This window comes from Candidatus Poriferisodalis sp., assembly GCF_965219595.1.
GTDB lineage: Bacteria > Actinomycetota > Acidimicrobiia > Acidimicrobiales > Poriferisodalaceae > Poriferisodalis.
In genome coordinates, this window is the sequence record NZ_OZ244781.1 from 1,446,753 (window position 1) to 1,471,061 (window position 24,309).

Genomic DNA, 24,309 nt, shown 5'->3' on the forward strand with positions numbered 1-24,309 from the left:
CATGAGAGGCGGGCGAAAGTGAACCAGCAGCAGCAGCCTCGCCGCGGGCGGCGCCGGGAGCGCAAGAACGTCGGCGACGGCGTGGCGCACATCAAGAGTTCGTTCAATAACACGATCATCACCTTCACCGACCTGCAGGGCAACGTGGTGTCGTGGGCCTCGGCCGGGAATGCCGGTTTCAAGGGCTCCCGCAAGTCGACGCCCTTCGCCGCGCAGCAGGCCGCCGAGCAGGCCTCCGAGCGCGCCATGGAGCATGGAGTGCGCCGGGTGCATGTGCATGTGAAGGGTCCCGGCTCGGGCCGCGAGACCGCGATCCGCTCCATCCAGAATTCCGGCATCGAGATCAAGGGCATCCGCGACATGACGCCCGTGCCGCACAACGGCTGCCGCCCCCCGAAGCGCCGGAGGGTCTGAGATGTCTCGCTACACGGGTCCCAAGGCGCGCGTCTCGCGGCGGCTCAACACCAATATCTGGGGCACTGAGGGCGAGACGAAAGCGCTCGACCGGCGTCCCTACCCGCCCGGTGAGCACGGCCGCGGTCGGCGACGCAGCCAGAACTCGGAGTTCTTGCTGCAGCTGCAGGAGAAGCAGAAGTGCCGCTTCACCTACGGGATGACAGAGCGGCAGTTCCGCAACGTCTACGAAGAGGCTGCCCGCCAGCGCGGGGTCACCGGCGAGAACCTGCTGCGGCTGCTCGAGCTGCGGCTCGACAACATCGTGTACCGGGCCGGTTGGGCGGCGACGCGCCCGCAGGCTCGCCAATTCGTGAGCCATGGCCACATCGACGTCAACGGACGCCGGGTGAACATTCCCAGCTTCCGGGCCCGCAAGGACGACGTGGTCGAGTTGCGGACCAAGGCCCGCGAGATCGTCACCGTCCGCTGGAATCTCGACGTGCTGGACCGCACCCCACCCCCGTGGCTGGAGGCGAGCGACGGAGGCCAGCGAGTCACCGTGCGCGAACTGCCGATCCGATCCCAGATTGAGATCCCGGTTCGCGAGCAGCTCATCGTCGAGCTCTACAGCAAATAGTCCTGTCAACATCTGCCGCCCACGAAGGGGTGAACGTGTCCATCTCCGACACCTTGGTCATGCACCGACCGACGATCGACATCCTCGGCGAGCCCGAGGGCAACCGCCAGCGCTTCGCTATCGGCCCGCTGGAGCCCGGATTCGGGCACACGCTGGGCAACTCGCTGCGCCGCACGCTGCTGTCGTCGATTCCCGGCGCAGCGATCACCCAGGTGCGCTTCGACGACGCGCTGCACGAGTTCACGACCATTGAGGGTGTCGTCGAAGACGTCACTGACATCATCCTGAATCTCAAGGACGTGGTGCTGAGGTGCCACACCGACGAGCCCGTGGCGGTGCGCCTCGATGAGCGGGGCGTGGGCCCGGTGCTGGCGGGGCACGTGGACTGGGGCATCGACGTCGAGTGCCTGACACCCGACCTGCACATCGCGACGCTCGGCGAGAGCGCCCGCCTGGCGATGGACCTCACTGTGGAGCGCGGCTGGGGCTACGCAGCGCCCGAGAGCGAGCGTGCCGGCAGCACGATCGGCGTGATCCTCGTGGACGCGCTGTTCAGCCCGGTGCGTCGTGTGGCGGTGGAGGTCGAGCCGGTGCGCGTCGAGCAGTCCACCGATTTCGACCGGCTTGTGCTCGACATCGAGACCGATGGCGCGATGACCCCGCGCGAAGCGCTGTCGTCGGCGGGCGACACTCTGTGCCGGCTGATGCTCATGATTGCCGAGCTGTCGCCGGAGCCCTTGGGCCTCGACATCGCCGAGGTGGCGGTCGGCGGCGGCCGGACCAGCGATCTCGAACGTCCCATCGAAGACTTGGGCCTGTCCGAGCGTGCCCGCAACTGCCTCAAGCGTGCACAGTTCAACACCATCGGCGAGCTGCTCGACCAGTCGGTGGACGAACTCATGACCGTGCCGAACTTCGGCCAGAAGTCGCTTGACGAGGTCATCGAGAAGCTCGACGAGCGGGGTCTGGCGCTGCGTGGCATGAGCCCGTCGTCCGAGGCTGAGTCTGAGGGCGAGACCGAGGCAGAAGCCGAAGAGGCCACGCCGGCGGCGGTCAGCTGATCATGCCCACGCCCACGAAGGGCCGACGCCTCGGCGGCAGCGCCAGTCACCAGCGCTCCATGCTGGCCAACCTGGCGGCGTCGTTGTTCGCTGCGGAAGCCATCGAGACCACCGAGGCCAAGGCCAAGGCGCTGCGGCCCTACGCCGAGAAGCTCATCACGAAGGCGCGCAAGGGCGGCCTGGCACGGCATCGCCAGATCATCGCCAGCCTCAACGGCGACCAGGAGATGGCCCAGAAGCTCATCGACGAGATCGGTCCGCGCTACGAGGGACGTCCGGGCGGCTACACGCGCATCTTGAAGCTCGGACCGCGCCGGGGTGACAACGCCCCCATGGCGCTCATCGAGTTGGTCTAGCTCCTCGCGGCACCCCGGCACATGAGCACCGATGTCCCATTGAGCGCTGGGCCGTTGAGCCTTGGCGTGCTCGACGCACTTCGGGAATTGGACACCCCGACCGTCTGCAACGCGCTCGAGGTCGTGGCTCCGCATCGCCGCGGCTACGGATACACCACCTCACCGTTGGTCTGTCCCGACCCGGACACCGTCATGGTCGGCTACGCCCGTACGGCCACGATCCGCGCCAATGCGCCATCGGGCCGATCCCGTGACGACGACTTGGCAATGCGGGTCGGCTATTACCGGCACATGGCCGAAGGCCCGCAGCCCACGATCACGGTGATCCAGGACACTGACGCCTCACCCGGCTTCGGCGCTTGGTGGGGCGAGGTGAACAGCAGCATTCACGCCGGACTGGGTTCGCTCGGCGTCATCACCAACGGCTCGATCCGTGACCTAGGGGAGTGGGCGCCGGGCTTCGGCGCTTTGGCCGGCTCGATCGGCCCATCCCACGCCTGGGTGCACGTCGTGGAGTACGCAGTGCCGGTGACGGTGCACGGCATGTCGGTGCGCCCCGGCGATCTCATTCACGCCGACCGTCACGGAGCGGTCGTGGTGCCTGCTGATGCAGCGGCCGATGTTCCCGCAGCGGCCGCCAAGATCGCCGCTGCCGAGCGTGTGCTCATCGACGGCGCCCGCAGCGAGGACTTCTCCATCGATCGGCTGACCGCCCTGCTCGACCCCAAGGGCGACCACTAGTCCCTCGCCGGCCTGCGCGGCTGTGGGCGCAGTTGCGGGGTCTATCGCACGAGTGCCGCGTTGCGGCGCAGTGTTTCGCGTGCCTCGGCGTAGCGCTCGGCGAGACGCTGACCGACGCGCCCAATCCGGTCGATCATCTTCATGAGGCGGTCGCGCGCCGCTTCCGCGATGCTGGACAGCTCTGTCAATCCCGGCAGATTCCAGTCGCGCAGCACGACGGGCTGCAGGATCTGGTCGTGGTGGATGGCCAGGTCGTAGATCCCGGCTTCGGCGATGATGCGGGAGTGGGTGTCGAAATCGGTGATGCCCACCCCGGGCATCGCGAAGCTCTTGACTTGGTTGGCGATCGCCACCACTGCGCTGGAGGGGTCGATCTCGACAGCGGCGCTCATCACGTCGCGGTAGAACAGGAAATGCAGGTTCTCATCGAAAGCGACCCGCCGCATGATGGCCTTGCCGGCGGGGTCGTCGATGTGGCGCCCGGTGTTGAAGTGCGCGATTCGGGTGGCCAACTCCTGCAGCGTCACGTAGGCAAGGCCTTCCAGCAGGCTCGGCGGCTGGGGTACCTGCCCGCACTGCACCTGCGCCATGCGCGCCCGCTCCAGTGCCACGGGGTCGAGGGCGCGGGTGACCGACAGGTAGTCGTAGATGACCCGGCCGTGGCGCCCCTCTTCCGCCGTCCAGCGGCGAACCCACTCGCCCCACGCGCCGTCGCTGCCGAACAGCCGCTCGCTGTCACGGAAGTAGTACGGCAGGTTCTCCTCGGTGAGCACGTTCACGAAGAGGGCGCTGCGAGCCTCAGGGGTGAGGTTGGCTTCCTCGGGTGACCATTCGTAGTCGGGCGCGAAGTCTTCACCCCGGCTCCAGGGCACGAGCGCGTGGGGGTGCCATTCCTTGGTCTGCCGAAGATGGCGCGCGAGGAGTCGCTCAACCTCTGGCTCCAGATCGGCGAGCGTCCGGGCATCAGCCTCTACCGGCATCGGGCATCGCCAATCACCATGCGAGATGGAGCCTAATGATGTAATCCCACCGTTCAGGACGTGCCGAGCCATGAGCATGTCGCGCCGATGTCAACCGTCTGGCGCAATGGGTGATCGCGTCGTCAGGAACTGGTGCGCACGCCGAGGGCCCGCTCGAGGTTGACGAGGTACCCGGCAAACGCTTTGCGTCCTGTCACCGTGGCTTCGATCCAGGTGCGCGGCTTGGCGCCGCGGAACTCCTTGGTCGTCGCCACATAGTCGGCGTTTTCCAGCTTGCGCAGGTGCGTCGTCAGGTTGCCCGGCGTCAGGCCCAGCTGCTTCTGCACGAATCCGTAGGCGAGCCGGTCCCGCTCGTCGAGTGACACGAGCAACGACATGATCTGCAGGCGCGCCGGCTGGTGGATGATCTCGTCGAGGTCGATGGCACCGCCGTCGGGCACGGCGCTGGGATCTACCATTCGCCGGTCCTGCGCACCCACATGGCGATGGTTCCGAGCAGTCCGAGCATCGCGAAACCCGACACTGCTGGTGCGATGTCATCGAACAGGTAATGCGGAACGTAGAAGGCCGCGGCCATGCCCACGCCGAAGGCGGCGATCACGGTCCGGTTCAGGATTCCGAAGAGCACGTAGCCGAGCGCGATGACGCCCATCAAGACGAAGGGGATCTTCTCTGCGCCGGACTCGTTCCACAGGCCCGCCGCGCCTGGGAGCAGTCCAGCGGCCGCAGTGACGGTCATCCAGTAGGCGAACACGCGGATCCCGGCGTGTTGCATGGCGAGGCCCGGCGACAGGGCACGGCCGGCGCGATGGCCGATGGTCATGCTGCCGATGACTCCGAAGGACGTGATGATCGCCCACAGTGGTCCCGGGAACCACGGGTAACTGTCGGCGAAGTCGGTTGCGAACGTCGACACGGCGTACTGGGCGAGGTAGGCGATCGTGATGACGCCCGCCCACAGCAGCAGGATCGCCGTGCTTCCGGCTGTGTACATGGCGCTGCGAGCGCCCTGCATGGTGCTGAGAACGGTCTCCCAGCTCTCGTCGGGATTGAGAGCTGTCGATTCGCCGGTTTCTGTCGACATCACAACCTCCTAGGTCCGCGATGCAAACTAGTTTGTAATACAAACTATACAGGGACGCAAGCGGATGCAAGCGCAATCGGGGGCTGGCTGTGTGGTGGCCGTGCTCTTGGGCTAGGCGTGGGCGTCGAGCGCGGCGCGGTAGTTGGCTGCGGCGAATTCCCAGTTGATCAGGTGCTCGACGAACGCATCCACGTAGGCAGCCCGGGCGTTCTGGTAGTCGAGGTAGTAGGCGTGCTCCCACACGTCGATCACCAGCAGCGCTCTCAGGCCGTCAGTCAGGGGCGTCTGGGCATCGTCGGTCTGGACGATGCGCAGCGAGCCCTCGCCGTCGCCGCCCGAACCGTCGATCACGAGCCAGCCCCAGCCCGAAGCGAAGTTGCCGACCGCTCCGGCGGCAAAGTCGGCCCGGAACGCGTCCACGCCACCGAAGCTTGCCTCCAGCGCCGCCGCCAGGTCGCCGTCGGGCTCGCCGCCGCCACCGGGCGACATCGACTGCCAGTAGAAGTTGTGGTTCCACGTCTGAGCTGCTGCATTGAACAGCCCGCCTGCGGGCAGCGAGCACACCAGATCTTCCAGCGCCCGGCCTTCATTGGGCGTGCCGGCGATGCCGTTGTTCACTGCAGTGACATAGCCAGCGTGATGCTTGCCGTAGTGGAAGCTGATCGTGCGCTCGCTGATGTGCGGCGAGAGCGCATCGGGTGCGTAGGGAAGGTCTGGCAGCTGGATCGTCATCTGAGTCCCACGTGGTCACCGGCCCGGGCGAGTATGCCAGCGGAAGTCAGAACTTCAGCGTCGCCCGGGCATGCAACCCGCGGCTTCGAGTGCGCGGGCAGCTCTTGGAGCGACTCAGCGCACGCTGAGATTGCATGAGAACTTGTCCCGCGACCGCGGCCGCGGGCAGGTGATCGGCGAGTACCGTCCGATGCCGCACGCTGTCGGCCGAAAGGCGGGTCCGTCGATGAAACCAGCCCTCTGGCGCAAGCTTCTGGCCGTGATCTTCGCGACCGCCCTGCTCGCGGCTGCGTGCGCTCCCGACGAACATGACGCGGTCAGCGAACCCGAAGCGGCCGACGACGAGACGCCCGAGGTTCACACCGAGGAACCAGACGCCGTCGAAGCCGACGCGGAGCCCGAAGCGACCGACGAGCCCGAGCCCGCCGACGAACCTGAGCCTGCCGACGAACCTGAGCCTGCCGACGAACCTGAGCCTGCCGAGGAGCCCGCCGACGAGCCGATCGGCGACCCCGTCGATCTGGGCGAGTTCAACGATTACGAGCCCGGTGATCCGGACGCAACCCTGCTGCCGGTGGACTCGGAGGTGCTGATCGGCCAGCTCCCCAACGGCCTCACCTACTACCTGCGCTCGAACGACTCGCCCGGCAAGGCGATCATGATGCACTTGGTCGTCAATGCGGGGGGCGTCCTCGACCCCGACGGCGCAGAGGGCGCAGCGCACTTCCTCGAACACATGATGTTCAACGGAACTGAGCGCTTTTCCAAGAACGAGCTCCTCCAGGTGCTCCGCGACTTCGGCACCGATTTCGGCCCCGATTTGAACGCATACACCAGCCCCGATGAAACCGTCTACATCCTCGATTTCAAGCTCGATCACCCCGGTGCAATCGGCCTCGGCTTCACGGTGCTGTCCGAATGGGCATCAGCGGCCACGCTCCTGCCTGACGATGTCGATGCCGAACGGGGGATCGTCCTTGACGAGTACCGCCTGCGTGATGAGTCAGCGTCGGGAAGGATCTCGAACTTCCTCGACGCCATCTACTACTCCGGAACCGTCTATGAAGGCATGCTCATCGGCGGCAGCGAGGAATCCAATCTGTCCATGACCGCTGAGGTCTTGCGCGAGTTCTACGACACGTGGTACCGACCGGACAACATGGCAGTGGTGGTCGTGGGCGACCTGGCTGTCTCCGAGATGGAAACGCTGGTGGAGCACTACTTCGCGGAGCTCGCGCCGCGTACACCGACTGCCCCGGCGCAGCCCGACCGGTCTGCCTTCATTGCCGACTTCGTGGACGAGCCGGTGACCGATGTGGTCACGCACCCCGACCACGGCCCCATCTACATCTCGCTCGACTGGCAGCTGCCCGCGTGGCCCGCGGGGACGGTCGGGGGTGAGCGGCTTCGGTTCATGGAGGACCTGATCGCTCGCATGCTCGACATCCGGCTCGATGCCGCATTCCGGGCCGGTCAGCTGTCACAAACCACAGAACCGCACTTCAGCGCGTTTCCGGCTGCGCGCGGTTTGCGCCTGTATGGCACGAACTACCAAGGCCCGGATCTCAACCAGGCAACCACCGACTACATCTCGGTGGTGCATGGCGCGGCCCACTTCGGTTTCACCCAGGCAGAGCTCGACCAGGCGGTGAGCGCGTTTCGTACCTCGCTCGAGTTCCAGCTCGAGAGTGACGAAACCCGGCAGGACCGGGAGTACTCCTTCGGCTACGCAGCGCATTTCCTGAGCGGCGCCGATGTCTCATCGACGCCGGATCGGGTGGCCCGGTTGACCTCGCTGCTCGACACATACACGGTCGAAGAGCTGACCGCACATCTGCGTTGGCTCTTGGAGATTGCGCCGCCGCTGGTGGTGTCGATCGGACCCGACCCGGCTGACGTGCCGACCGCGGAGGAACTGCGTGCCGCGGTAGACGCGGCGGTTCCGCTGGCACCGCCGGCGGCGCAGGAGGCCATCGACGCACTCATGGCACGGCCGGATCCGGCCGCACCCGCCGCCGAGCGACCAGTTGGCCTGTTCGACGACGCCTACGAGTGGGAATTCCCCAACGGCGCAACGGTGGTGTTCGCGCCGTCGGACATCGCGGCCGGCGAGGTGACGGTGGTAGCGGAGAGCCTGGGTGGCTGGTCGTCACTGTCAGTGGGCGATTCGGCCCTGGTGCGTCATGCAGTCGGCGCGGTCGCTTCGAGCGGCGTCGGTGACGCGACAGCCACCCAGCTCGACGAGTATTTGGCCACCACGACGGCCCGGGTCAGCCCATTCATCGGCGAGCACTCCGAAGGCTTCTCGGGCGCTGCGGGGGCGGGCGACCTCGAAGCACTCTTCGCCCTGCTGCACCTGTATGTCACTGAGCCGCGCATCACCGAGGTGGCGGTCAACGAGCAGATCCAAGCGATGCAAACCCGCCTGGCGAACGCCGAGACCTTCCCTCTGTGGATCTCCGAGCTGCAACTGCTGGATGCGCTTTTCCAGGGCAGCCCCTGGTACCAGTTCATTGCCACTCAGGATCAGATCGACGCCACCACCGCCGACGTGCTGCTCGGCCTCTATCAAGCACGGCTGAGCAATGTGGACGATCTGATGGTGGCAGTTGTCGGCGACATCGACCGGGCCACGGTGGCGGACTTGGCGGCGCGCTACATCGGCACGCTGCCCGCTGGTGCGGAAGACACCTTCACCGACCACAACCCGGGCTTCCCGTCGGGTATTCAGCGCATCACGATTCCAGTCGAAGCTGACTCCGGCTCGGCGGGGCTCAACATCGTGTTCGGCGCCCCCACAACGCTCACCGTCAAGACCCTGGTTCTCAGCGATGTGGCCGCGGCGGTCATCAACGATTTGCTCGACGGTCGAGTACGCGAGCAGCTCGGCGAGACCTACTCGGTCAGCGCGTTTGTGTCGCCCGACGACGCGACGGGCAAATGGACGGCACGCATCAACGCCACCGGGCCGTCGGATGGGCTTGAGACGAGCCACGCCGCCATCGTGGAGATCGTGGCGGAGCTGATTGCCGATGGTCCGACCGATCGCGACTTGCAGCAGGCAATCTCGGTGACGCGAGACAACTACGTGCTCGAGTCGAACTCCTCGATTGTCAACCCGCTCTTGCGGCGCCACCACGCCGACGACAGCAGCGTCGGCACACCTGCTCAGCGACGCGCAGTTCTCGACGAGATCACGGCCGCCGAGGTGCAGGCACACATCGCACTGTGGTTCAACCTTGACAACCGCATCGAGGTGTTCCGCTCCGAGCAGTAGCTGCCCGGGCGGCTGTCGCCGCCGTGCCGATTGTCGATGAACTGTCTGCGTAGCGGACGGCGACGAGCGTCAACCCGTGTGGCGGCGCGATTGTCGCCGCCGCGTCTCGGCTGCGTGCAGCCAGCACAGCGGGCACGTCGCCGGCTGCCCGGTCGCCGCGCCCCACGGCCACGCACTGGCCCACGATGGCCCGCACCATCTGGTGACAGAACGCGTTGGCCTCGATCTCGAACAGCCACTGGGCACCCTCAGCCGACCAGCGCGCCCTCGACACGGTGCGCACCAGCGACGCGTCGGGACGATCCTTCGGTCGCCGGCAGAACGAGGTGAAGTCGTGCTCGCCCACGAAGTGACCTGCGGCGGCATTCATCTGACCGATGTCGAGCGGAGCCGCAACGTGCCATTCGAGGTCGGCGCAGCGGGGATCGGGATGGGTGGCGTTGCGAATGCGGTATTCGTACGCACGGGACGTTGCCGAATGGCGCGCATCGAAGCTGTCGTCGGCGAACGTGGCGGCTGCGACGGCGATCTCGGGGTTCAGCAAGCGGTTGAGCGCGGACGCCAAGCGCGAGGGGCCGGCTGAGTCGAGCCGCCGCAGCCCCTCGCCGCCGATCCGGAACGACACGACCTGCCCGGTGGCGTGAACGCCTGCATCGGTGCGGCCGGCCACGGTCAGCACGGGCGCTTCGCCCAGGATGCGCTCGAGCCCGGCGGCCAGCTCGCCAGCCACCGTGCGAACGCCTTCATTGGCGGCGAAGCCGCGAAAACCCGTGCCGCGGTACGCCACATCCAACCGCACTGTTCGCTGCGGGTTTCCGCAGGGCGCCTCATGCTCGTTCACCGCTGGCACGGTAACTTCGCTGGGAGCGGTGCAGTCACGGCCAATCGTTGACCCGGCTGCATCGGCTCGGCCGCATCGGCCAGGTCACAGGGGGATACCGCACATGCTCGATACCAGGATTGCGGGCGGCACGATCATCGACGGCACGGGGACGCCGCGGGTCCAAGGCGACGTCGGCATCTCCGACGGTCGCATCGTGGCCGTCGGCGACGAGGCCACGCAGGCGGCAGGTGCCGCCAAGCGCACCATCGACGCCTCCGGCATGGTGGTCGCGCCCGGCTTCGTCGACATCCACACCCACTTCGACGCCCAGGTCTTCTGGGACACCACCCTGTCTCCGTCGCCATTGCACGGCGTGACCACAGTGATCGGCGGCAACTGCGGCTTCACCATCGCCCCGCTGGCACCCGACCACGGCGATTACCTGATGCGGATGCTCGCCCGGGTGGAGGGCATGCCGCTCGAATCGCTGCAGGAGGGTGTGCCGTGGGACTGGCGCAGTTTCGGCGAGTACCTCGACTCGATCGACGGCACGCTGATGCCCAACGCCGGGTTCCTGGTGGGACACTGCGCGCTGCGGCGGATCGTGATGGGGGAGCGCTCGGTGGGCCACGAGGCCACGCCCGACGAGCTCCAGGCCATGAAGCAGCTGCTGGCCGAGAGCATCGCCTCGGGCGGGCTGGGCTTCAGCTCGTCGTGGGCCAAAACGCACAACGATGCCGCTGGCGAAGCTGTGCCCTCGCGCCACGCTTCGGCCACTGAGCTCATCGAGCTGTGCTCGGTGCTGCGGTCGAGTCCGGCGGTGGCTCTCGAGTTCATCCCGACCATCGAGCGCTTCGACACCGACGTGTACCAGCTGCTCGCCGACATGTCGGTGGCGGCGGACCGGCCGCTCAACTGGAACGTGATCTTCGCCAACGGCCGGCATCGAGATGTCATCGCCCAGAAGCTCGAAGCCAGCAACTTCGCCGCTCGCCAGGGCGGGCGCGTGGTGGCGCTGACCGCCCCGATGCCAGCGGTCAGCCGCCTGTGCTTCGAGAGCGGATTCCTGCTCGACACGCTGCACGGCTGGGCCGAGCCCATGGCGCTGCCGCCGGCGCAGAAGATGCAGCTGCTGGCCGACCCGCAGCGCCGCGCCGAGCTGAACGATCTCGCCCAGCAGCCGAGCGCGTTCCGGGGCGTGGCCCGCTGGGAGCGTCTTACGGTTGGCGAGGTCACCAAGCCCGAGCTCACGCACTTCGAGGGTCGCACGATCGGCGAGATTGCCGACGAGCAGGGCATCACACCGTGGGATGCGCTGTGCGACTTGGTCGTTGCCGATGATCTCAAGACCGGCCTGTACCCGCGTGCCGCTGGCGACGACGACGACAGCTGGGCGCTGCGCCAGGAGCTGTGGAACGACGACCGCTGCGTGATCGGCGCGTCGGACGCTGGCGCACACCTCGACTTCCTGGCCACGTTCAACTACTCGACGTACCTGCTGGCCGCAGCCCGTGACCGCCAGATGCTCGAGCTGGAAGATGCCATACACAAGCTCACCGACGTTCCGGCCCGCCTGTACGGCCTCGCGGACCGCGGTCGTTTAGCGGAGGGCTGCCATGCCGACGTCGTGGTGTTCGACCCCGACGGCGTGGCGCCGAAGCCGATCGAGGTGCGCGAGGACCTGCCCGGCGGCGCGTGGCGCCTGTACGGCGAGGCCGACGGCATCGACACGGTGCTGATCAACGGCCAAGTCGCCGTGAGCGGCGGCGAGTTCACCGACGCGCGACCGGGAACCCTGTTGCGTGCCGGGCGTGACACGGTGCCGGTGACAGCGGTCGGCTGACACTTCGAAACAGCACCTGCAGCGGTGCCGCGACTGCTGGTGCCCTGCAGCGTGGTGGCTACTGCCCGGTAGCCTCTTGGGGTCTGTCTCGCAGTCGACCCCATGCGGAGTTCCAGCGTGCGCACCTATGCCCCCAAAGCATCCGAGATCGAGCGCTCGTGGTTCGTTGTCGATGCCGAGGGCATGGTGCTGGGCCGCATGGCGACCGAGGTGGCCAAGATCCTGCGGGGCAAGCACAAGCCCACCTTCGCCCCCTACATCGACGGCGGCGACCACGTTGTCGTGGTGAACGCCGACAAGGTGGTGCTGACCGGTGACAAGGCCACGAAGAAGCTCGTGCACCGCCACTCGGGTTACCCCGGCGGTCTGCGCAGCGAGAAATACGGCGACCTGCTGGCCCGCCGGCCGGCCGACGCGGTAAGGCGCACCATCCGCGGCATGCTGCCGCACAACCGTCTGGGCCGGGCCCAGCTGCGCAAGCTGAAGGTCTACGCCGGGCCCGACCATCCCCATGCCGCTCAGCAGCCTCAGCCGCTGCCATTGCCTCACGCCATGGCGCGCTGAGGCGCTGTTCCGAACGTCGTAGTCGATACGCCGTACCTGACGAGAAAGACCCCGATTCGTGCCCGTTCCGCTGACGCAGACCACTGGCCGCCGCAAGCGTGCCGTCGCCCGGGTGAGGTTCGTGCCCGGCAGCGGCAACATCTCGGTGAATGGTCGCCCGTTCGACGAGTACTTCACGTCGTCGGTGCACCGCATGGAGATCACCGAGCCGCTGCGTCTCACCGAAGCCGCTGAGAGCTACGACGTCAGCGCCACCGTGGACGGTGGCGGCGTGGCAGGTCAGGCCGGCGCGTTGCGCCTGGGCATTGCTCGTTCGCTGCTGGTGCTCGACCCTGAGGTGCGGCCGACGCTGAAGTCCGCCGGCCTGCTGCATCGCGACGACCGCAAGAAGGAATCCAAGAAGTACGGCCTCAAGAAGGCCCGCAAGGCGCCCCAGTACTCCAAGCGCTAACCCGGCGTGGAACCCACCTTCGGAACCGACGGCGTTCGAGGGCGGGCCTTCGACGAGATTGACGAGATTGTCGCGCACGCGCTCGGGCGCGCGGCGAACCGGGCGCTGTTCGCAGGCAATGAGGCTGCGCGCTGGGCGGTTGGCCGCGACACACGCGAATCGGGTCCCACGCTGGCGCGAGCGCTCGCTGCCGGCCTGCGAGCGACCGGGGCTGAGGTCATCGACCTCGGCGTCGTGCCCACACCCGTCGTGGCATTTGCGGCCCAGCACCTTCACACGGCCGGTGCCGTGGTTTCGGCATCCCACAATCCGTGGCACGACAACGGCGTCAAGCTGTTCGCAGCGGGCGGTACCAAGCTCAGCGATGCCGAGCAGGCTGCCGTCGCCCACTGTCTCGACGAACTGCGGCTGACGCACGGCGACCGACCGTCCGCGGCTGAGATCGCACGCCGGCTGGATGCTGTACCCACTGCTGGCGCGGTCGAAGCTCAGGCGGCTGCGCCGAACGAGATGCACCGAGTGCTGGATGCCTATGAGCGCTCGCTGCGCGCCGCCATCGACGGCCGCACACTCGACGGTCTGCACCTGGTGGTGGACGGCGCGAACGGCGCCAGCGCATCGCTCGCACCTGCGGCGCTGCAGCGGCTGGGGGCGCAGGTCACCGCACTGTTCTGCGAACCCGACGGACGCAACATCAACGACGGCTGCGGATCGGTGAACCCTGGCGCGCTCGGGGCGGCGGTGCTCGACGTCGGCGCAGATCTGGGCGTCGCGTTCGACGGTGACGGCGACCGGATGATTGCGGTGGACTGCGAGGGGCAGGTCATCGACGGTGATCGCCAGATGGCACTGTTCGCCGTCGACCTGGCTGCGCGGGGCCTGCTCACCGGCGACACGCTGGTCGTGACGGTCATGTCCAACGCGGGGTTGCGCCGGGCCATGTCCGAGGCCGGCATCGAAGTGGTCACCGCCGCAGTGGGCGACCGTGCCGTGCTCGAGGCACTGGAGGCGGGCGGTCACTGTCTCGGCGGTGAGCAGTCAGGCCACGTCGTCTTCCGGCACGAGGCCACCACCGGCGACGGGTTGCGCAGTGCCGTGCACCTTGCCGACCTTGTTGCCCGGCGGGCAGCGGGCGATTCGGCGCTCACAAGCGCTGAGCTTTCCTTGCAGGCGATGCAGGTCTCCCCGCAGGTGCTCCGCAGTGTGCCCTTGGGCTCAGGAACGCTCACCGACGAGATTCAGCGTGCGGTCGACGACATCGCCGCTGGGGCAGGTCGGGATGTGCGGGTGCTGGTGCGTGTCAGCGGCACCGAACCGGTCATCCGCATCATGGTCGAGGCCCCGACCGAGCGCGAGGCGAGGGATCTGACAGACCGCCTCGCCGACGTGATCGTCGAGGGCGTCGGCGCGGCCGGCACCGCCTAGTCACGCGCCCGAATGCACCATCGAGCCATGCGCCTGGCTGGTGCCGCCCAGTGGTGATGCGCCCGAGTCAACGGGCTGCACGGAGTGGCGGACTGTCTCATGGCGGACCTGTTGCTTTCCGCTCTTGTTCGCTGCGCTCACGGGCCGCTCGGGCCACGGCTTCGCCTCGGGGGGCCGTCGGGTGCTCGGTACCCTCGCTGTTGTGTGCGGGATTGTGGCCGTCCTCGGCCGCCGCGACGACCGGGTTGCGCTGGAGGCGTCCGCGGTCGTCCCGCGGCTGCATGAAGCCGCCGACCTGCTTGCCGCCGCGGCGTCCGGGGGCAGCTCCGACACTCCCTTTGACGCTCGTGACCTCCTCGAACGGCTGGAAGCGGCAGCCACGGTGCTGCGTGGCGCCGACGAGGCGCTGCGATCGTTGCCCGGAGTCCGCCTGCTGGTATCCGACCCGAAGTGCGTGCTCGACATCGAGACCGCCTTGGCGACGATGGATGCAATCGTCGATCGCATCAACGGGGCCGTTGATGCGGGCGACGTGCTGCCCGGCGACGAGAGCGCCCGAATCGAGCAGATCAATGCCTGCCTGAGCGAGCTAGCCGACCACGCATTCGCATTGCGTCGAGACCGTCTGCGGATGGCGCGAGAAGTCGTCGGACTCTGGGGCGCCACGCCCCCGCCGGCGGCCGTTGGAGGACTCTGGTCGATCCAAGTGGCGCTGTCCGCACTCGATCGTCTCGAGGTTCGAGGGCGGGACTCGGCCGGGCTGCAGGTACTCGTTCACGGGGCGCGCCTCGACGCCGATACCGGCAGCGGCGGCGGCGCGCACGGCGGACGGCTCACTGACCCACTCTTCGGCGCCGGTGCGGCGCGGGACACCGGCAATGGGCTGGCGTTCGTGTACAAGACCGCATCGGAAATCGGAGAGCTCGGCGACAACACGGCGGCCCTGCGATCGCAGATCTGCCAGGACAGCTTGCTGCGCTGGGCGCTGTGTGCCGACGGTGCCGAGACAGTCGTGCTGGGCCACACGCGGTGGGCCAGCATCGGCATTGTCTCGGAGCCCAACACCCATCCCCTCGATGCGTGGGATCCCTCCGCACCAGGCACGGAAGGCGCTGATCTAGTGCACATCGCCGCTGTGCTCAACGGTGACGTGGACAACTACGCCGACCTGATCGCGCAGCGACGGCTTCAGATTGCACCGGAGATCACCACTGACGCCAAAGTCATCCCGACGATCCTGCGCCAGACGCTCGCGGCAAGCTCGAACGGCGGGCATTCCGCAGGCAGTTCAGAACAGCTTCGGCAAGCCTTCGCTGATGCCGTCAGCAGCTTCGAGGGCTCGGTGGCGATTGCGGCGCATGTCTCTGCGATGCCCGACGTGGTGGCGCTGGCGTTGCGGGGGAGCGGGCAAGCGCTGTACGTGGGTGCAACAGGCGCGTCGTATGTCGTCGCCAGCGAGCCGTACGGCTTGGTGGAGGAATGCCGCCAGTACGTCCGTCTCGATGGGGAGACCCCGTCCGATCCGGCGAACCCTGTGGGCAGCCGCGGTCAGATCATGCTGGTCGGTGCGCCCACTGGCGCGGTAGCCGAGCTCACCGCGCTGCGGCGCTGCTCCTACGACGGTACGGAGTTGCCCGTCGAAGCCAGTGACATCGTCACCGCCGAAGTCACCACCCGTGACATCGACCGGGGCGACTACCCGCACTTCCTGCTGAAGGAGATCGGCGAGGCCCCCCGGTCGCTCCGGGCCACATTGCGCGGTCGCATTGACACCGCCACAGACACAACCCCGGCCGGCCCGTGGCGGCACGCCCGGCTTGGGCCCGACGCCCTGCCCGCCGACGTCCGCTCCCGGCTGCGCGACGGCTCGATCCGTCGCATCGTCGCCATCGGCCAAGGCACAGCAGCGGCCGCGGCATCGTCGCTCCCTCATTTCTTCGAAACCCTCCTAGAGCCGTCGCGCACGCTGCGCAGCGTTGAGGCGACGGCGCCCCTGGCGACTGAGTTCAGCGGCTTCGGCCTGCATGCCGACCTGTCCGACACGCTGGTCGTGGCTGTCAGCCAATCCGGCACCACCACCGATACCAATCGCACGGTCGACCTCGCTCGCGCCCGGGGGGCGGCCGTGGTCGCCATCGTCAACCGGCGCGGCAGCGACCTGACCGACCGGGCCGACGGCGTGCTCTACACCTCCGACGGCCGCGATGTGGAGATGTCGGTGGCCTCCACCAAGGCCTTCTACGCACAGGTTGCGGCGTGCGCGCTGCTTGCTTCCGCCATCGCTGCCGACATCCGCCCGGACGACGCCGCGACGACCGCTGCCGTCAGCGATCTGCTCGGCGCACTGATCAAGCTGCCCGCCGCACTCGAAGCCGTGCTCGCATCGCACGACGAGATCGCCCGGATAGCCCGGCGCCACGTGGGCGCCCACCGCCACTGGGCCGTGGTGGGCAATGGCGCCAACCGGATCGCGTCCCGTGAGATTCGCATCAAGCTGTCCGAGGTCTGCTACCACGCCGTCGCCGAGGACGGGACGGAGGACAAGAAACACATCGACCTCTCGTGCGAGCCGCTCATCTGGGTGTGCGCGACAGGCCTCACCGGCTCCGTCGCCGACGACGCCGCGAAGGAGGTGGCGATCTACCGGGCGCACCGGGCAACTCCCATCGTGGTGGCCTCCGCCGGCGCCGGCCGCTTCGACGCCGCCGCGGAGCTGCTGGAGGTTCCCGCCGTGCATCCGGCAGTGGACTTCATGCTGGCCACGGCCGCTGGTCACTTGTACGGCTACGAGGCGGCGCTGACGATCGACGCACTGGCCGATCCGCTGCGCGAGATGCGTGCCAGTACGGAATCGCTGCTCGCGGTTGCCGGCAGCGACGGGTCGCTGCCAGCGGCTCGCGATCAAGCTGGCGCTTCGCTCGCGGCCCCCGGCCGCGAGGGGGACCTGCTGGCCGTGCTGGCCGAGCGCCTGCGCGCCCCGGCCAATCGCTTCCGCGACGGCGTGCGCGCAGGCAGCTACGACGGGCACCTGCGGGCAGGCACTGCGGCTCGCCTCGGAGCGGTGCTGCGGTACGCGGTGGGCATGACGCCGCTGGAGATGTACCAGGCGGACATCGGCAAGGTGGGGCTGCCCTCGGTCGTCATTGACGACTTCACCGATGCCCTGAATATCGCCATCGACGAGCTCACCCGGCCGGTCGACACCATCAAGCACCAGGCCAAGACCGTCACCGTCGGCATCTCGCGCGCCGACGAGACGCTGCTCGACTCGATGCTGGTGGCAGCAGCGCTCGAAGCCGGCGCGCCGAGGGATCGGCTGTCGTATGCGGCCCTGCGCACCCTGGCTGCGCTCGACCCGGCAGTGGCCGAGGTCACCGGCTGGTCGCGCTACCGCATCGAGGGCCAGGTGGCATCGGCCAGCAGCCCGGAGATCACGATCTGGCTGACCGATCGCGGCGGCACGGCGCTCGGTATCGAATCGCGCACGGTGACCAACCCGCAGCTGCGCGGCAGCAAGCACCGTGCCGCCTACGAGCGGGAAGTCACCGTCGCCCGCGGCAGCGACGGCCGCACGGTGCTCCACATCCCCGAGACCAAGGACGGAACGACCACCGGGCTCACGCTGCTGCACTGCCGCTTCGTCGAGCGATTGCGTGCGCCTGCGATGCGGGCGGTGCTGATGGGCTATCGCGGTCGATACGGGGCGCTGGCCGACGCGGTCACGGAAACGCTGCCATGGTTCCGCGACGATCTGCTCGGCACGCTCGACGTCTTCGATCTGCTGACCCGACCGGTGTACGTGCTGGCCGAGCATTGGCTGGGCGCCGCGGCCCCGCCGGGCGACGAGCCGCGCGAGTAAGGCCGTGGGCGCGTGAGCACCTCGATCGGGCTCGACATGGTGGACGTCCAGCGATTCGCCGCAGTGCTCGAGCGACGCAGCGGCATGCGCACCCGCCTGTTCACCCCCGCCGAGCTCGCCTACGCCATGGGAACGGTCGATCCCGACACCCGCCTCGCCGCCAGATTTGCTGCGAAGGAGGCCGTGATGAAGGTGCTGGGCATCGGCTTGGGGGCGTGCAAGTTCCGCGATATCGAAGTGGCACGCCATCTCGGCGGCCGACCCGAACTGGTGCTCCGGGGCCTCGCGGCCGAACGGGCGGCGGCCGCCGGTCTGTCTGAATGGCAGGTGACGCTCACCCACACCGACTCGGTGGCGGCCGCCATGGTGCTGGCGCAATAGGCCTGGGACGAAGCGGTGATCCCAATCGTGACGCCGGCTGAGATGGCGGCAATCGACGCGGCCGCGCCCGAGGGCACCGACGTGCTGGTGGCCCGTGCTGGCGCGGCTGTCGCCATCGCAGCCCGACGGATGATGGGTGGCACCTACGGGCGGCGGGTGCTTGTGGCCGCAGGCAAGGGCAACAACGGCGCGGACGGCCGGGTCGCAGCGGCGGCGCTGGAGCGATGGGGCGTGCGTTGCCGAGTCGTGACCCCACCCGAGGCACTGGAGCTCGTCCGCAGGGCCAATTCCGAGAGGCTGAGCCGGCAGGCGAAGCCGTGGCCTGAGCGGCCCGTGAGCGCAGCGAACAAGAGCGGGAAACGAGAGGCAACGAAACCGGAAGGTTCACCAATCCGCGCAGGCTCGAAGATGCCCACGTCGGCGGCATGGGACCTCGTCATCGACGCGGCGTACGGAACCGGGCTGCGCGGATCGTGGGGTGCGGATCGAGCACCGGCAGCACCCGTGCTGGCGGTCGACATCCCCTCCGGCATCGACGCGCTGACCGGTGAGGACCACGGTTGCTGGCCTGCGGCATTGACTGTGACCTTCGGGGCGCTGAAGCCGGGCCTGCTGCTGCACCCCGGGGCGGCTGCCGCTGGCGAGGTGGAGCTCGCCCCGATCGGGCTCGACGCCAGCGGGACGATGTCGTGGCTCGTGACCGATGCCGATGCCGACGCCTCGTTGCCGACCGCTGAGCCGGCGGCTCACAAGTGGCGCCGGGCTGTGCGGGTCATTGCAGGCTCGCCCCAGATGCGCGGCGCCGGACATCTCGTGTGCGCGGCCGCCCAGCAATCGGGCGCCGGCATGGTGGTGGCGAGCTCGCCAGGCGTGCGAGCGGCCGATGTCGCTCGACCGGCCGAGGCGGTGGCGCGCGACCTCCGGCCCACCGAATGGGCCGGACCCGCGCTCGCGGACATCAAACGCTTCGACGCTGCCGTCATCGGACCGGGGATCGGCACCGACCCCACCGCCTTGGCCCAGACAGCCCGCTTCATTGCCGACTGTCCGGTACCGCTGGTTGTCGACGCCGACGGCCTCACGGCACTCGCGGACCATCCCGAGTGCCTGCATGAGCGGACAGCGCCGACCGTCCTCACGCCTCACGACGGGGAGTTCGCCAAGCTCACGGGCAGCCCGCCGGCGGCCGATCGGTTCGAGGCCGTGCGACGTGCAGCGGATGAGTTCAATGCTGTCGTCCTGCTGAAAGGACCGACGACGCTCGTGGCTGCCCCAGCCGCCGTGCTGGCGGCCGCTTCGGGGACGGCTCGCTTGGCGACCGCTGGATCGGGCGACGTGCTCTCGGGTGTGATCGCCGCAGTTCTGTCCGCCGGTGCAACCGAGCCGAACGCCGTGCTGTCGCAGACCGCCGCCGCTGCGCACTGGCATGGTCGCACCGCCACCTTCGGCGGTCACGACCCCGCATCGGCCTTGACGCCGCTGACTGCGATGCACCAAGTCGAACTGCTGGGGGCGGTGCGAGCTGGCCTCGCTGCCTCGGCTGCCGAAACGAACGGCACATGACCGACGCATCGCAGATGCGTCCGACTTGGTGCGACATTGATCTCGACGCGCTCGACCGCAACTTGGCAGCGATCCGCCGACATGTCGGCGGGGCCGAGGTGGTGCCGGTGGTCAAGGCCAACGCCTACGGCCACGGCATCGCGCAGATCGGGCTGGCGCTGCAGGCTGCCGGGGTGTCGTGCGTGAGCGTCGCCTATGTCGAGGAAGCGCTGGCGCTGCGCAATGCCGGATTGACCATCGACATCCATGTCCTCGGCGGCGCGGTCGAGCGCCAGATTCCCCTCTTCCTTGCCCACGACCTGATCCTCACGGCGCCGTCGATCGACAAGCTCCGCCAGATCGACGCAGCAGCTGCCGCTGCAGGCACCACCGCACGGGCGCATCTCAAGATCGACACCGGCATGGAGCGCATCGGCGTTCACCACTACAACGCCGAGGGGCTGTTCGCCGAATCGCTCCGCTGCCGCTCGGTTCGCGTCGAGGGCGTGTTCAGCCACTTCGCCAACGCTGACAGCGGTGATCTGTCCGATGCGCGCAGGCAGCTCGATCGGTTCAGCGAGGCACTGGGCTTCTACGAACGCCATTCGCTGCCCACGCCCGTCCGGCACATGGCGGCGTCCGCGGCCATTGCCCGCCTGCCCGAAGCCCACCTCGACCGCGTCCGCCCGGGCATCGTGCTGTACGGCGTGGCTCCCAAGCCCGAGATCGCGGCCGCCCTGCCGACCGAACCGGTGCTGAGCTGGCACAGCGAGGTCGTCTATTTCAAGGTGGTGCCCCGCGGTGCATCGGTCGGTTACGGCAGCACGTGGACCGCAGACCGTCAGACCCGGGTGATCACCCTGCCCGTGGGGTACGCCGACGGCTACGCCCGTTCCCTGGGCACGGGTCCGCAGCAGGGGCCAGCGCAGGGACCGGCAAACGTGCTCATCGACGCTGCGCCGCACCCCGTGGTGGGCCATGTCTGCATGGATCAGACGATGGTCAACATCGGCGATGGCAGCGCCTACAACGGAGACCGGGTCACTCTCGTCGGCCGGCAGGGCGACGAGAGTGTCACCATCACCGATCTGGCCGATTGGTCCGGTCGCAGCCCCTACGAAGTGCTCACCGGAATCTCGCTGCGCGTCCCTCGCGTCTACCGCCGGGCAGAGGCGCTGGGCTGCGGCTCAGCACGCTAGACAAGCTCCGTTATGCGGTTCCGCACCACGAGCGCCGACGGGACGCGAGCCGTCGCGGCGGCGCTCGCCCCGCTCTTGCGCCCTGGCGATGTGCTGCTGCTGTCGGGCGACCTGGGCGCTGGCAAGACGGTGTTCACGCAGGGGCTGGCGGCCGCACTCGGGGTCGCCGAGCCGGTGACCAGTCCCACCTTCACGCTGGCGCAGAGCTACCAGGGCCGCTTGCGACTGCACCACCTCGACGTGTACCGGTTGGAGAACCTCGGCGAGGTGCTCGACCTGGACCTGCCCGAGCTGCTCGACGACGATGCGGTGGTGTGCGTGGAGTGGGGCGAGGTGGTGATCGGCGAGCTGCCACGCGATTTCCTGCGCGTGCGCATCAGGCTTGCCGACCCCGGCGAATCGCCCGACATTCGCATCTTCGAGGCCGACCTCGTCGGTCCGAGCTGGCACGCTCGCGCCGACTCGCTCGCCGCGGCGTGGCACTTCGCCGACAGTTTCCCGGTGCCGCCGTGTTAGTGCACCTCTGCGCGGAGGCAGCGCAGTGCTAGTGCTCGGCATCGAGACCGCGACGCCCCAGGTCGGCGTGGCCATCGGCGGGCATGAGGGCATCATCGCTTCGTTCCACACCACCCGCGACCGGCGCCACGCCGAGACGCTCGTGCCGGCGATCCAGTTTCTGTGCGAGCAGGCGCAGATGAAGCTGTCGCAGATCGGCCTGGTGGCCGTCGATGTCGGCCCGGGCCTGTTCACCGGCTTGCGCGTGGGCCTGGCGACGGCGAAGTCCATCGCGCATGCCTGCCGGGTACCGATGATCGGCGTCTCCAGCCTCGACCTCACGGCATTCCCAGCACGCTTCAGCGATCGGCTCATCGTCTCCACCGTCGACGCTCGCCGGGGGGAGATTTTCTACGCCACCTATCGCCGGGCGCCTGGGGGCATCCAGCTCATGAGTCCGCCGGCCGTAGATCAGCCCGCCGACGTCGCTGCGCAGCTAATGGCAACGGGCGCGGAAACGCTGATCGTCGGCGACGGTGCCGAGCGCTATGCCGAGGTGCTGGGCGACGTTCGGGGAGCGGAGATCGGCCGGGAGGGACTGCGCCATCCCAATGCCGGAGCGCTGGTGGAGCTGGCACACGCCCGGGCGCTGCGCGAGGAGTTCGTGAGCCCGTCCGAGATAGCACCGATGTACCTGCGCGCTCCCGACGCCCGCATCAACTGGCAGCAGCGGGAGCGATCGTGAGTACAGCGCATACAGCGGCGGCCCCTGCAGGCCGGCGGCGTGCTCCGGCTGCGCCTGGCCCAGCGCCGATCATCGTGCCGATGCGCCGCAAGCATCTGCGCGAGATCCGTCGCATCGACAAGCTGGTGTACCCGAGGCCCTGGTCGATGGCCCTGTACCTGGACGAATTGCAGCGGGGCGGCGAGCGGGTGTACCGCGTGGCCTGCACGCCGGGCCCAGACGGCCGACCCGCCGGCGTCATCGGCTACGGCGGCTTCATGATCGTGGCCGGTGAGGGGCACATCACCTCCGTGGCGGTGCATCCCCACTGCCAGGGTCACCGCGTGGGCGCACGGCTGATGCTGGAGCTGCACCGCGAGGCCCGACGCATCGATGGGCTGGAAGCGCTGACGCTGGAGGTGCGTTCCTCCAACACTGCGGCCCAGCGCCTCTACCGCTGGTTCGGCTATGCGCCCGTCGGCAGCCGCAAGAACTATTACCGGGGCGGCCCTGGCGGAAAGCGAGAGGACGCATTGGTGATGTGGTGCCACGACATCGGCAGCGACGAGCACAGCACACGGTTGGATGGCATTGCCACGGCCCTCGGCATTACCGAGGGCGCATCAGATACAGCCATGGGGGTGCAATGACGACCATCCTCGGCATCGAGACTTCCTGCGACGAGACGGCCGCAGCGGTCGTGGACGACGGCCGCGACGTGCGCTCCAGCATCGTCAGCAGCCAGGTGGATCTCCATGCCCGCTATGGCGGCGTGGTTCCCGAGATCGCTGGCCGGGCCCACGAAGCCCTCATCACGCCTGTCGTGGCCGAGGCGCTCGTGGAGGCCGGCGCTGCCGACAACGACATCGACGTCGTGGCGGCCACCTGCGGTCCCGGATTGGTGGGCAGTCTGCTGGTGGGGGTGGCCGCTGCCAAGGCGCTGGCGCTCGTGTGGGACGTTCCCTACATCGGCATCAACCACCACGAAGCCCACCTGTACGCGGCGCTGCTCGATGAGCACGACGCCGAAGTGCAGTTCCCGCTGGTCACCCTGCTGGTCTCGGGCGGACACACGATGCTGATCTCGTTCGAAGGCCACGGCCGCTACCGCCTGCTGGGTGCCACCCGTGACGATGCCGCCGGGGAGGCCTTCGACAAGGTGGCCCGCTACCTGGGGCTCGGTTACCCGGGCGGTCCCGTCATCGACCGGCTGGCGTCCGAGGGCGATCCCACCGCGGTACCGCTCACCAGGGCCATGCTCGACGACGGCTACGACTTCTCGTTCTCCGGCATCAAGACGGCGGTAATCAACTGGGTTCGAGCCCACCCCGAGGTCGCCACCGCCGACGTTGCGGCGTCGTTCCAGGCCTGCGTGACCGACGTGCTCACCCACAAAGCCCGCAAGGCGGCCCGCGAGATTTCCGCAGCGGGCATCTGCCTGGCAGGCGGTGTGGCGGCCAACAGCGCGCTGCGGGAGCGAACGCTCGACATCTGCATGGAAGACGGCATCAACGCCTACCTGCCGAGCCGGGCCATGTGCACCGACAACGCCGCAATGATCGCCGCGACGGCCTGGTACCGGTTGGCCAGCGACGGTCCTTCCAACCTCGACGGCGGCGCCGATCCCAACCTGCGCATCGACTTCCTCAACTAAGCCGCGGCGGGCTCGTTCGCAGCCAAGAATGCGAGCCCGGATCGGGGCGCGGCGAGGTTGTGGCCGCTCACGCGTGCTCGTATCG

22 protein-coding genes and 1 pseudogene are annotated in these 24,309 nt (G+C 68.3%); 18 read left to right on the plus strand and 5 right to left on the minus strand.

Annotation, left to right across the window (positions count from 1 at the left end; all coding sequences use genetic code 11):
* The first annotated feature begins 18 nt into the window (after positions 1–18).
* The 5 genes and pseudogenes from rpsK (at position 19) to ACOQPE_RS06435 (ending at position 3,191) form a co-directional block, all read left to right on the plus strand.
* A complete protein-coding gene (gene rpsK, locus ACOQPE_RS06415) occupies positions 19–414 on the plus strand; it encodes a 30S ribosomal protein S11 (RefSeq protein ID WP_419917202.1) in 396 nt (131 codons plus the stop codon).
* 1 nt (position 415) lies between these two features.
* Entirely contained in the window at positions 416–1,033 is a 618-nt protein-coding gene (rpsD, locus tag ACOQPE_RS06420; RefSeq protein WP_420611007.1) for a 30S ribosomal protein S4, read from the plus strand.
* Between the two features lie 59 nt (positions 1,034–1,092).
* Complete coding sequence (locus ACOQPE_RS06425; RefSeq protein WP_420611365.1) at positions 1,093–2,094, plus strand: DNA-directed RNA polymerase subunit alpha; 1,002 nt, start codon at positions 1,093–1,095, stop codon at positions 2,092–2,094.
* A gap of 2 nt (positions 2,095–2,096) precedes the next feature.
* Positions 2,097–2,447: pseudogene (rplQ, locus tag ACOQPE_RS06430) on the plus strand (50S ribosomal protein L17); the annotation flags it as partial.
* 24 nt (positions 2,448–2,471) lie between these two features.
* Complete coding sequence (locus ACOQPE_RS06435; protein ID WP_420611008.1) at positions 2,472–3,191, plus strand: RraA family protein; 720 nt, start codon at positions 2,472–2,474, stop codon at positions 3,189–3,191.
* Between the two features lie 41 nt (positions 3,192–3,232).
* Here the strand turns inward: ACOQPE_RS06435 and ACOQPE_RS06440 are convergent, their stop codons facing one another.
* From ACOQPE_RS06440 to ACOQPE_RS06455, 4 genes are all read right to left on the minus strand, one after another.
* Positions 3,233–4,171, minus strand: coding sequence for an acyl-ACP desaturase (locus tag ACOQPE_RS06440; RefSeq protein ID WP_420611009.1), 939 nt, complete (start codon positions 4,169–4,171; stop codon positions 3,233–3,235).
* A 122-nt stretch (positions 4,172–4,293) separates the two neighbouring features.
* On the minus strand, positions 4,294–4,629 hold the full coding sequence (locus tag ACOQPE_RS06445) for a transcriptional regulator (protein WP_420611010.1): 336 nt from the start codon (positions 4,627–4,629) through the stop codon (positions 4,294–4,296).
* Entirely contained in the window at positions 4,623–5,255 is a 633-nt protein-coding gene (locus ACOQPE_RS06450; RefSeq protein WP_420611011.1) for a hypothetical protein, read from the minus strand. The genes ACOQPE_RS06445 and ACOQPE_RS06450 overlap by 7 nt, the downstream gene beginning before the upstream one ends.
* Before the next feature lie 111 nt (positions 5,256–5,366).
* Complete coding sequence (locus ACOQPE_RS06455; RefSeq protein ID WP_420611012.1) at positions 5,367–5,987, minus strand: superoxide dismutase; 621 nt, start codon at positions 5,985–5,987, stop codon at positions 5,367–5,369.
* 259 nt (positions 5,988–6,246) lie between these two features.
* Here ACOQPE_RS06455 and ACOQPE_RS06460 point away from each other — a divergent pair, with 259 nt between their 5' ends.
* Positions 6,247–9,264 (plus strand): M16 family metallopeptidase, encoded by a 3,018-nt coding sequence (locus ACOQPE_RS06460; protein ID WP_420611013.1) that lies wholly within the window; start codon positions 6,247–6,249, stop codon positions 9,262–9,264.
* Here ACOQPE_RS06460 and truA read toward each other — a convergent pair.
* Positions 9,221–10,105, minus strand: a complete 885-nt coding sequence (truA, locus tag ACOQPE_RS06465) for a tRNA pseudouridine(38-40) synthase TruA (RefSeq protein ID WP_420611014.1) — start codon at positions 10,103–10,105, stop codon at positions 9,221–9,223. The two genes, ACOQPE_RS06460 and truA, sit on opposite strands and share 44 nt — an antisense overlap.
* 103 nt (positions 10,106–10,208) lie before the next feature.
* On the opposite strand from truA, the gene ACOQPE_RS06470 reads away from it, so the two are divergent.
* The 12 genes from ACOQPE_RS06470 to tsaD all read left to right on the plus strand — a co-directional run bounded on the left by ACOQPE_RS06470 (position 10,209) and on the right by tsaD (position 24,224).
* Positions 10,209–11,930 (plus strand): N-acyl-D-amino-acid deacylase family protein, encoded by a 1,722-nt coding sequence (locus ACOQPE_RS06470; RefSeq protein ID WP_420611015.1) that lies wholly within the window; start codon positions 10,209–10,211, stop codon positions 11,928–11,930.
* Between the two features lie 117 nt (positions 11,931–12,047).
* Entirely contained in the window at positions 12,048–12,494 is a 447-nt protein-coding gene (rplM, locus tag ACOQPE_RS06475) for a 50S ribosomal protein L13 (RefSeq protein ID WP_420611366.1), read from the plus strand.
* Between the two features lie 58 nt (positions 12,495–12,552).
* Entirely contained in the window at positions 12,553–12,945 is a 393-nt protein-coding gene (rpsI, locus tag ACOQPE_RS06480) for a 30S ribosomal protein S9 (protein ID WP_420611016.1), read from the plus strand.
* Positions 12,946–12,951: 6 nt separating this feature from the next.
* A complete protein-coding gene (locus ACOQPE_RS06485) occupies positions 12,952–14,370 on the plus strand; it encodes a phosphoglucosamine mutase (RefSeq protein ID WP_420611017.1) in 1,419 nt (472 codons plus the stop codon).
* Between the two features lie 202 nt (positions 14,371–14,572).
* Positions 14,573–18,229 carry an SIS domain-containing protein gene (locus ACOQPE_RS06490; RefSeq protein ID WP_420611018.1) on the plus strand — a complete coding sequence of 1,219 codons (3,657 nt, stop codon included), beginning with the start codon at positions 14,573–14,575 and terminating at the stop codon, positions 18,227–18,229.
* A 12-nt stretch (positions 18,230–18,241) separates the two neighbouring features.
* Positions 18,242–18,610, plus strand: a complete 369-nt coding sequence (locus ACOQPE_RS06495; protein WP_420611019.1) for a holo-ACP synthase — start codon at positions 18,242–18,244, stop codon at positions 18,608–18,610.
* Between the two features lie 27 nt (positions 18,611–18,637).
* Positions 18,638–20,173 (plus strand): NAD(P)H-hydrate dehydratase, encoded by a 1,536-nt coding sequence (locus ACOQPE_RS06500; protein WP_420611020.1) that lies wholly within the window; start codon positions 18,638–18,640, stop codon positions 20,171–20,173.
* On the plus strand, positions 20,170–21,351 hold the full coding sequence (gene alr / locus ACOQPE_RS06505; RefSeq protein WP_420611021.1) for an alanine racemase: 1,182 nt from the start codon (positions 20,170–20,172) through the stop codon (positions 21,349–21,351). The genes ACOQPE_RS06500 and alr overlap by 4 nt, the downstream gene beginning before the upstream one ends.
* 12 nt (positions 21,352–21,363) lie before the next feature.
* Positions 21,364–21,867 (plus strand): tRNA (adenosine(37)-N6)-threonylcarbamoyltransferase complex ATPase subunit type 1 TsaE, encoded by a 504-nt coding sequence (gene tsaE, locus ACOQPE_RS06510; RefSeq protein WP_420611022.1) that lies wholly within the window; start codon positions 21,364–21,366, stop codon positions 21,865–21,867.
* Between the two features lie 31 nt (positions 21,868–21,898).
* Complete coding sequence (tsaB, locus tag ACOQPE_RS06515; RefSeq protein ID WP_420611023.1) at positions 21,899–22,591, plus strand: tRNA (adenosine(37)-N6)-threonylcarbamoyltransferase complex dimerization subunit type 1 TsaB; 693 nt, start codon at positions 21,899–21,901, stop codon at positions 22,589–22,591.
* On the plus strand, positions 22,588–23,220 hold the full coding sequence (gene rimI / locus ACOQPE_RS06520; RefSeq protein WP_420611024.1) for a ribosomal protein S18-alanine N-acetyltransferase: 633 nt from the start codon (positions 22,588–22,590) through the stop codon (positions 23,218–23,220). The genes tsaB and rimI overlap by 4 nt, the downstream gene beginning before the upstream one ends.
* Positions 23,217–24,224 carry a tRNA (adenosine(37)-N6)-threonylcarbamoyltransferase complex transferase subunit TsaD gene (tsaD, locus tag ACOQPE_RS06525; RefSeq protein WP_420611025.1) on the plus strand — a complete coding sequence of 336 codons (1,008 nt, stop codon included), beginning with the start codon at positions 23,217–23,219 and terminating at the stop codon, positions 24,222–24,224. Before rimI ends, tsaD begins: the two co-directional genes overlap by 4 nt.
* The last annotated feature ends 85 nt before the right edge of the window (positions 24,225–24,309 follow it).